The organism is Thermoflexus sp., from assembly GCF_042408365.1.
Classification (GTDB): domain Bacteria; phylum Chloroflexota; class Anaerolineae; order Thermoflexales; family Thermoflexaceae; genus Thermoflexus.
Window position 1 is genome coordinate 19,788 of the sequence record NZ_JBHOQJ010000095.1, and the last position, 8,774, is coordinate 28,561.

Genomic DNA, 8,774 nt, shown 5'->3' on the forward strand with positions numbered 1-8,774 from the left:
AATGGCGGTGAGCTCCCAGGGTCCAGTATTCAAAGGCCGCACGGTGTGGGGAAGCGCCCCACCCCAAAAGCCCCCGGATTCCTGAGCACAGGCGCGCAAACCGAACCAGAAAATCCAAAAATTGTTAACAAAACTTGACATGTGATTTAAGATTAATGTAGAATCTGCCCCGCTACCTGGGCACGAGGATTTGGGAGGTCCGGAGAGGTGGAGGGATCCGTCCCGTTTGGGGTAGGCTTTCATCGGCGGGAGGGTTTGGAGGGCCTGGCGGCATGGCTGGGGCTTCCGCCGGAGGGAGTGCGGGAGCGGGTGCTGACCTTTCGGGCCCTGGGGATGAGCGAAATTGTGGTGCTGAGCACCTGTGAGCGGTTGGAGGTCTATGGGGTGGGTCCCCTGAGGGAAGCCGTGGCCTTCCTGCGCCGATCCATCGCCGATCGATCCCCGGCCATATGGATCCATCGGGCTGCCGCTGTGCACCTCTTCCGGGTCGCGGCCGGTCTGGACTCCACCGCTGTAGGAGAAGCGGAGATCCTCGGTCAGGTCCGTGATGCCCTGGCGATCGCGCGGGAGGTGGGAACGGTCGGGCCGACCCTGGGCCCGCTGTTCGAACGCGCCCTGGCCTTGGGCCGGGCCGTTCGCGCCCAGACCGATCTCGGCCGTCATCCCTTATCGTTGGCTGTCCTGGCGGTTCAGGAGGCACATCATCAGGTCCCATTGCAGGGAAGAAAGATCCTGATCGCTGGGGCAGGCATGGTGGGCACCCAGATCGCGCATGCGCTCCTCCGATACCAGCCGGTCCAAATCCGGGTGCTCAGCCGGACGCTGGAGCGAGCCCGCGCCCTGGCCGATCAGGTCGGTGGAGAGGCGGGGACGCTAACGGATCTGGTATCCAGCCTGGTTCAGGTCGATGTAGCCTTTATGGCCCTATCGTCCCCCCAGCCTGTTCTCTCCGTCTCGGATTTGCACACCATTGCGGCGATCCGTGCCGGTGCTCCTCTTTGGCTGGTGGACCTAGGAGCACCGCCCAACGTGGAGCCCGATGAGGCCCTACCCCCGGGGATCCATCAGATCCGCTTGGAGGATCTGAAGGCTTTGAGCGCTCAATATCAAAAGCGGATCGCCGCGGCCATCGCTCGAGCGGAGCGGATGGTGGAAGAGGCGGTGCAGGAATGGGAGCAATGGTGGTGGGGGCACCAGGTTGGACGGTTGATTGCCCAACTGCAGCGGCGGGTGGATGCGCTCCGGGAACAGGAATTGGAGTGGCTCTGGCCGAAACTGGGGGAGCTGACCCCCGCCCAGCAGGCGCGGATTGAACAGTTCGCCCACCGTCTGATCCAGAAACTACTCCATTCGCCCATCGTCGGCTTGAAGCAGATGGCCAGCGATCCCCAGGCGGTCCAATGGTTTCGGATGTTGTGGGGGTTGGAGGAGGGGACGGAAGACCTCGGCAATGGCAGGAGCACAGCATGAAGCGCCCTCTGCGGATTGGGACCCGTGGCAGCGCCTTGGCCCTGGCCCAGGCGGATCAGGTGATCCGCCGGTTGCAGGCCCGGGATCCAACGCTTCCCACGGAGGTCGTGATCATTCGCACCAGCGGTGATCGCGGGCAGCGGGAGGTACGCGGGGCTTTCGTAAAGGAGCTCCAGCACGCTCTCTTAAAAGGGGAAATCGACCTGGCGGTTCACAGTTTGAAGGACCTCCCGACGGATCCGGCCCCGGGCCTGCTGCTGGCCGCGGTCCTGGAGCGGGAGGATCCCCGCGACGTGTTGATCGCCCGGAACGGATGGACCTGGGCGACCTTGCCTCCCGGCGCTCGAGTGGGAACCGGAAGCCCCCGTCGGACGGCGCAGCTGCGGGCGTTGCGATCGGATCTGGTTTACCTCCCCCTGGTGGGCAATGTGGACACCCGGTTGCGACGGCTGCGGGAAGGGCGTTATGAGGCCATCGTGTTGGCGGCGGGGGGGCTGATCCGCTTGGGACGGATGGCTGAAGCAACGGAGGTTTTCTCGCTGGAGCAGATCCTTCCCGCCCCTGGGCAGGGGGCCATCGCGGTGGAGATCCGGGAGGAAGATGAGGCGACGCGCGCGCTGGCGGAACGGCTGAACCATCCCCCGACCTGGTGGGCGGTGAAGGCGGAGCGGGCTTTCCTGCGGGCGCTGGGAGGCGGCTGCCGGGTTCCGATTGCTGCTTACGGGTCGCTGGAGGAAGGGCGCCTTGTGCTGGAAGGACGGATCGCAGCGTTGGATGGCACGTGGATGATCCGGGACCGGATCGAGGGTCCCCCGGAGATGGCGGAGGCCCTGGGCGAGACCCTGGCGGAGCGGATGAGGGCGGCAGGACCCTTCAAGGAGGACGGGGAATGAGCGGCCTGCTCCTGGAGGGTTGTCGCGTCCTGATCACCCGCCCGCGTCGAGCGGCGGAGGAGCTGGCGGATCGACTTCGATCCCTGGGGGCGATCCCGCTCCTGTTGCCGGTGATTGAGATCCAACCGCCACCGGATCCCCAACCATTGGAGGAGGCGGTTCGCCAAGCTTCCACCTTCGACTGGATCCTCTTCACCAGCGCGAACGGGGTGCACGCCTTCATGGCCTGCTTGCAGGCGGCGGGCGGTTCCCCTCCGAATCTGGCCCGGGTCCGCATCGGGGCGATCGGCCCGGCGACGGCCCGGGCCCTTCACGGATATGGACTGTGGGTCGATTTCCTTCCTACGGTCTACCTCTCGGAAGCGATCGCCGAGGAGCTGGGGGATGTGGCGGGCCGTCGCATCCTGCTCCCCCGGGCGGATATCGCCCGCCGGGCCCTGGCGGAGCGCCTGCGGGCCCGCGGGGCGGAGGTCGTGGAGGTAACGGCTTACCAGGTGCGGATGGGGGGAGATCCGGAGGCCCTGCGGGCGGCGCTGCAGCCCCGGCCGCATCGGGTCGCCCTGACCAGCCCCTCGACCGCCCGCGCCCTGGCCGGGCTCCTCGAGCAACTTGGGGAAGCGGTTCAGCCGGCCGACCTCCCCGCGGTGTGCATCGGGCCGGTGACCGCATCGGAAGCCATGGCCCTCGGCTTCCCGGTTGTGGCGGTCGCCCGAGAACACAACCAGGAGGGCCTCATCCAAGCGCTGATCGAGAGCTGGAAAAGGGAATAGGGCTTGGGGCGGCGGTTCCGTGGCCCACCGAGGGGAGGGCCGTGATGGAATAAGCCCCTCGGGGCTTGAGCCGCGATGATCTTCCTCAGGGTTGTGGTCCCTTGGGGTTTTCGAGGGAGGACCATTGTGGACGTCCTCTGACTCAAAGGATCCTGATGGCGGGAAGTTTCCAAGATCCCCCTGGGAGGTGAGAGATGGCAGAAGTTCTCACGCGGACCGTTGTGGAGCCAACGGATCGCTTGCGGCGCTTGCGTCGCACGGAGGGGCTGCGGGCGCTGGTTCGGGAAACCCGCCTGGCCCCGGAGGATCTCATCTACCCGCTGTTTGTGCGGCCCGGTCAGAACTTTCAGGAGCCTATCCCTTCCATGCCAGGCCAGTTTCGGTTCACCGTCGACCGCCTAGACGCAGAGATTGAGGAGGTCGTCCGCCTGGGAATCCGGGCGGTCTTGCTCTTCGGGCTGGCCGCGCGGAAGGATCCGGAGGCCCGCGAGGCCTACGAGGAGGCCGGCGTCGTTCCCCAGGCGATCCGACGGATCAAGGCCATCGCGCCAGAGCTAGTGGTGATCACGGATGTGTGCGTGTGCGCCTACACCGATCACGGGCATTGCGGCATCGTGCGGGATGGGGAGGTGGACAACGACGCTACCTTGCCCGTCCTGTCCCGAATGGCATTGGCCCATGCGGCGGCCGGCGCGGACTTGGTCGCCCCCAGCGCCATGATGGACGGCCAGGTGCGGGCGATCCGGGAAGCCCTCGATGGAGCGGGTTTCTCCCACGTCGGGATCATGGCCTACTCGGCCAAGTTCGCCTCCGCCTTCTACGGGCCGTTCCGGGAGGCGGCGGATTCCGCCCCGCGCTTCGGCGACCGCCGCAGTTATCAGATGGATCCCCCGAACGCTCGGGAGGCCTTGCGGGAGATCGAGCGGGACATCGCCCAGGGGGCGGACATCGTGATGGTCAAGCCCGCCTTAGCCTATTTGGATGTGATCCGCCGGGCCCGGGAGCGGTTTGACCATCCGATCGCGGCCTACAATGTGAGCGGGGAATACAGCATGGTGAAGGCGGCGGCGCAGTTGGGATGGCTGGACGAGGCGCGGGCGGTGATGGAGATCCTCACGGCGATCAAGCGGGCGGGGGCGGATCTCATCATCACTTACTTCGCGAAGGAGGTCGCGCGCTGGCTGCGGGGTTGAGTCCTCCGCCTCTCCCTTTCCAACTAGAGGTTGATCCCTTGGGCTTGCGATCCATTCAGCGCGCCTGAGGCTTCCTTCCATACTTCTAAAACCCATGGAGGTAAGCGCGGCGATGGGACAAACGGTTTTGGGGCATTTCGCCTTCTTCCGCTTGAGCGAGGCCTTTTGGGCGCTGTCGGCGGCTCAGCGGCGGGACCAGGTGGCGGCCTGGTGGGAGCGGCTGGGGAGCGTCGCGGCGCGGGTTCATCTCTATCAGGTTTTCCCCAGCCATGTCGATGCGGATCTGCTGATCTGGAGCGCGGAGCCAGTGGAGGAGGCGGGCATCCCTGCCCGCTTCTTCGAGCGGTTCGCCCGGGCCGTCAACGATTGCCGGACGTTGTTTCTGCCCGTCCTCGCCCTCTGGGGCTTCACCCGCCCCTCCATCTATGCCTCCGGGCGTTCCCCTCAAGAGGTCGATCCCTTCGAGGGAGACCGTAAGCCGTATCTGATCCTTTACCCCTTCGTGAAAACCACAGACTGGTTCCTGATGAGCAAAGAGGCCCGCCAGGGGATGATGAACGAGCACATCCGGGTTGGAAAACAGTATCCGTCGATCCGGCAATGGCTGCTTTATTCCTTCGGCCTGCAGGATCAGGAGTGGGTGGTGGTGTATGAGACCGAGGACCTGGTTCTGTTCTCCGATTTAGTTCAGGCCCTGCGCAGCACGGAGGTGCGTCGATATACCTTGCGGGACACGCCGATCTTCACGGCGATCCATCGGACGCCGGAGGAGATGTTGGCGCTCCTGGGTTGAGTAGGACGCCCGCTGGGCGGAAAGTTTGATCGTTTAGGGAGGCGGAGATGCGCTACGATGAGCGGCCGCTGTTGATTTACTGGGAGCTGACGCGGGCGTGCGATCTCGCCTGCCGGCACTGTCGCGCGGAGGCGATCCCCTGGCGCGACCCGCGGGAGCTCTCGACCGCGGAGGGCTTCGCGCTCTTGGAACGCTTGACCGCCTTTGGGGATCCCATGCCCCATCTGGTCCTCACCGGCGGCGATCCGCTGAAACGTCCCGATTTGTTCGACCTCATCGCTCACGCCCGGAGTCTGGGGTTCACCGTGGCCCTCACCCCCAGCGGCACCTATGCGCTGACGGAGGCGGTGATCGCTCGGTTGAAGGAAGCAGGGATCTGGATGCTGGCCCTGAGCCTCGACGGCTCCGATGCGGCGCGCCACGACGGGCTGCGCGGTGTCCCCGGGAGTTTCGATCAGACGGTGCGGGCGGCCCGATGGGCGGCCGCGGTTGGCCTTCCCCTTCAGATCAACACGCTGGTTTGTGCTGAGACCCTGTCGGATCTGCCGGCGATCGCCGAGCGGGTGGCCGCCCTGGGGGCGCGCCGGTGGAGCCTTTTCTTCCTGATCCCCACCGGCCGCGGGCGGCTCCTGCGGGAGATCTCGCCGGAGGAGAGCGAGCAGCTGATGCACTGGTTGATCGATTTAGCTCCCCAGGTTCCCTTTGAGATCAAAACGACGGAGGCTCATCACTACCGGCGGGTGGTTCTGCAGCGGGAGGGCCGGCGCGCGCCTCCATCGGCGCGACGAGGGTTCGGGGTACGGGATGGCAACGGGATTATGTTCATCTCTCATATCGGGGAGATCTATCCCGCCGGCTTTCTGCCCCTCGCGTTAGGGAATGTGCGGTATGAGGATCCCGTGACGATCTACCGGAACCATCCGGTGTTTCAGGCCCTGCGGGATCCGAACGCCCTGAAGGGCAAGTGCGGGCGCTGTCCGTTCCGCGCGGTGTGCGGCGGTTCCCGCGCCCGGGCCTACGCCTACACCCAGGACCCGCTGGAGAGCGATCCGCTGTGCCCGTATCAGCCGGAACCGGCGACCGCCGACGTTTATGCGGGATAAAAAAGCCATCCATGCCTCAGCCATCCGACTTGGGAGGAGCGATCCCGTGCGGACAGAACGATCCGAACAGCTTTATGCCATGGCCCAGGAACTCATGCCGGGAGGCGTCTCCAGCCCGGTGCGTGCCTTCCGCGCGGTCGGAGGGACGCCTCGGTTCATCGCCCGAGGCCGCGGGGCGATCCTGGAGGATGTCGATGGCAACCGCTACATTGACTACGTGGGCTCGTGGGGCGCTTTGATCTTGGGCCACGCCCACCCGGCGGTCGTCCGCGCCCTCCGCGAGGCGATCCGTCGGGGCACCAGCTACGGCGCCCCCATCGAAGCGGAGATCGACCTGGCCCGGCGCATCCGTGAGGCCTTCCCTTCCATCGAAAAAATTCGATTTGTGAACTCGGGGACGGAAGCGACGATGAGCGCGCTGCGGGTGGCCCGGGCGGCCACGGGGCGCGCCCGGATCGTTAAGTTCGAGGGCGGCTACCACGGCCACGCGGATTTCCTCCTCGCCCGGGCGGGATCCGGGGTGGCGACGTTCGGGCTTCCGGACAGCGCCGGGGTGCCCGAGGCGTGGGTCCAGCACACCTTGGTGGCGCCCTACAACAACTTGGAGGCCGTCGCCGCCCTTTTTGAGCAGTTCCCCCAGCAGATCGCCGCGGTGATCGTGGAGCCAGTGGCAGGGAATATGGGGGTGGTGCCGCCGGCGCCGGGCTTCCTGGAAGGGCTGCGGGCCCTCACCCGCCAGCACGGGGCGTTGCTGATCTTCGATGAGGTGATCACCGGCTTCCGGGTCGCCCCGGGCGGCGCGCAGGCCCTCTATGGCGTAGAGCCGGATTTGACCTGCCTGGGGAAGATCATCGGGGGCGGGCTCCCTATCGGGGCCTATGGGGGCCGACGGGAGCTGATGGACCTGGTGGCGCCCTTAGGGCCGGTGTATCAGGCCGGGACCCTGTCGGGCAACCCGCTCTCCATGATCGCCGGGCGGGCGACCCTCGAGCAGCTCACCCCCGCCCTCTATCAACAGCTGGAGGAACGGTCCGCCCACCTCGCCGAGGGCCTGCAGGACGCGGCGGAGCGGGCGGGCGTTCCAGTTCGGATCCACCGGGTGGGCTCCATGCTCAGCGTGTTCTTCACCGAGCGGGAGGTGGTCGACTATGCCACCGCCGCATCCACCGATCGCGCCCGCTACGCCCGGTTCTTCCATGCCATGCTCCGGCGCGGGATCTATCTCCCTCCCTCCCCGCTGGAGGCGTGGTTCGTCTCCGCCGCCCATACGGAGGCCCATATCGAACGGACGATCCGGGCGGCTCGGGCGGCGTTCCGGGAGGTGGACCGTGGCGGCGTTTAACGACCGGTTCCTGCGGGCCTGCCGTCGAGAGCCGGTGGATGCCACCCCCGTCTGGTTCATGCGCCAGGCAGGCCGATACCTTCCGGAATATCGAGCGCTGCGGGAGCGCTATGCCTTCTTAGAGCTCTGCCGACAGCCTCAGCTGGCAGTGGAGATCACCCGGATGCCGCTCCGCCGCTTCGAGGTGGACGCGGCCATCTTGTTCTCCGATCTCAGCCTTCCCCTCCTAGGGATGGGAGTGTCCCTCGCGTTGGAGGAAGGGGCCGGACCGGTGGTTGAATCCCCTGTCCGACGGACTGCGGATGTCCGCCGCCTGCGACCTTTGGAGCCAGAGACGGACCTTCCCTTCGTGCTGGAGGCCATCCGCATCTTGCGGGCGGAGCTCCGCGTGCCGCTGATCGGGTTCGTGGGGGGGCCGTTCACGATGGCCTGCTATCTGGTGGAAGGGCGGGCCTCCCGGGACTTCGCTCGGGTCCGCGCCCTGATGTTCAGCGAGCCGGGGACCTGGCATGCCCTAATGGAGGTCCTGACGGAGAGCCTGAGCCGCTATGCCCGGGCTCAGGTCGCCGCAGGGGTGCATGCCCTGCAGATCTTCGAAAGCTGGATTGGGGTGCTGAACCCCTTGGATTACCGGACGTTTGTGCGGCCCTATCTGCGGCGCCTCACGGAAACCCTGCAGCCGCTGGGGATCCCTGTGATCCTGTTCGGGGTGGGGACGGCGGCCCTGCTGGAGGAATTGGCCGAGGCGGGGGGGACGGTGATCGGAGTGGATTGGCGGGTACCTCTGGACACGGCGTGGTCCCGCTTAGGGGATTCGGTGGCCATCCAGGGGAATCTGGATCCGGCGGTGCTGCTGGCCCCTTTCGAAGTCGTGGTCGAGCACGCTGCCCGAGTCCTCCGTCAGGCCGGGGGCCGGCCCGGCCATATTTTCAACACCGGCCACGGCCTCCTCCCGGAGACCCCACCCGACGCGGTAGCCCGTCTGGTGGATTGGGTCCACGCATGGTCCCTCGCGCACCCGGAGTAAGCGATCCCTTTGTAAAGAGAGCGTACTGCTTCGTTCACTTTTAGGGATTAGGAGTTACGCAGTTCGGGGCCCGCGAGGGGAGGCGACCCACCCCCTTTATCCCCTCCCCACGGCCCAAAGGGCCCTGGGGAAGGGGGATAAGGGATAAAAACATTTTTAGGGCGGAGCCGGGCGCCGCAGGCG

General features: G+C 66.3%; 8 protein-coding genes. All 8 read left to right on the plus strand.

Features of this window, described 5'->3' with window-relative positions:
• The first annotated feature begins 207 nt into the window (after positions 1-207).
• The 8 genes from hemA (at position 208) to hemE (ending at position 8,591) form a co-directional block, all read left to right on the plus strand.
• The gene (gene hemA / locus ACFMO5_RS04035) at positions 208-1,470 is read left to right on the plus strand and encodes a glutamyl-tRNA reductase (RefSeq protein ID WP_376791476.1); all 1,263 of its coding nucleotides are present in this window, start codon (positions 208-210) and stop codon (positions 1,468-1,470) included.
• On the plus strand, positions 1,467-2,363 hold the full coding sequence (gene hemC, locus ACFMO5_RS04040; RefSeq protein ID WP_376791477.1) for a hydroxymethylbilane synthase: 897 nt from the start codon (positions 1,467-1,469) through the stop codon (positions 2,361-2,363). The genes hemA and hemC overlap by 4 nt, the downstream gene beginning before the upstream one ends.
• A complete protein-coding gene (locus tag ACFMO5_RS04045) occupies positions 2,360-3,133 on the plus strand; it encodes a uroporphyrinogen-III synthase (protein ID WP_376791478.1) in 774 nt (257 codons plus the stop codon). Before hemC ends, ACFMO5_RS04045 begins: the two co-directional genes overlap by 4 nt.
• Before the next feature lie 194 nt (positions 3,134-3,327).
• The gene (gene hemB / locus ACFMO5_RS04050; protein ID WP_376791479.1) at positions 3,328-4,326 is read left to right on the plus strand and encodes a porphobilinogen synthase; all 999 of its coding nucleotides are present in this window, start codon (positions 3,328-3,330) and stop codon (positions 4,324-4,326) included.
• A 112-nt stretch (positions 4,327-4,438) separates the two neighbouring features.
• Entirely contained in the window at positions 4,439-5,119 is a 681-nt protein-coding gene (locus tag ACFMO5_RS04055) for a chlorite dismutase family protein (protein WP_376791480.1), read from the plus strand.
• Between the two features lie 47 nt (positions 5,120-5,166).
• Positions 5,167-6,222 carry a radical SAM protein gene (locus ACFMO5_RS04060; protein WP_376791481.1) on the plus strand — a complete coding sequence of 352 codons (1,056 nt, stop codon included), beginning with the start codon at positions 5,167-5,169 and terminating at the stop codon, positions 6,220-6,222.
• A gap of 46 nt (positions 6,223-6,268) precedes the next feature.
• Positions 6,269-7,564, plus strand: coding sequence for a glutamate-1-semialdehyde 2,1-aminomutase (hemL, locus tag ACFMO5_RS04065; RefSeq protein ID WP_376791482.1), 1,296 nt, complete (start codon positions 6,269-6,271; stop codon positions 7,562-7,564).
• Positions 7,551-8,591, plus strand: a complete 1,041-nt coding sequence (gene hemE, locus ACFMO5_RS04070) for a uroporphyrinogen decarboxylase (protein WP_376791483.1) — start codon at positions 7,551-7,553, stop codon at positions 8,589-8,591. The genes hemL and hemE overlap by 14 nt, the downstream gene beginning before the upstream one ends.
• Positions 8,592-8,774: the final 183 nt, after the last annotated feature.

Coding starts and splice junctions, on each gene's coding strand:
- hemC (WP_376791477.1), top strand. CDS start 1,467: ATGAAGCGCCCTCTGCGGATTGGGACCCGTGGCAGCGCCTTGGCCCTG.
- ACFMO5_RS04045 (WP_376791478.1), top strand. CDS start 2,360: ATGAGCGGCCTGCTCCTGGAGGGTTGTCGCGTCCTGATCACCCGCCCG.
- hemB (WP_376791479.1), top strand. CDS start 3,328: ATGGCAGAAGTTCTCACGCGGACCGTTGTGGAGCCAACGGATCGCTTG.
- ACFMO5_RS04055 (WP_376791480.1), top strand. CDS start 4,439: ATGGGACAAACGGTTTTGGGGCATTTCGCCTTCTTCCGCTTGAGCGAG.
- ACFMO5_RS04060 (WP_376791481.1), top strand. CDS start 5,167: ATGCGCTACGATGAGCGGCCGCTGTTGATTTACTGGGAGCTGACGCGG.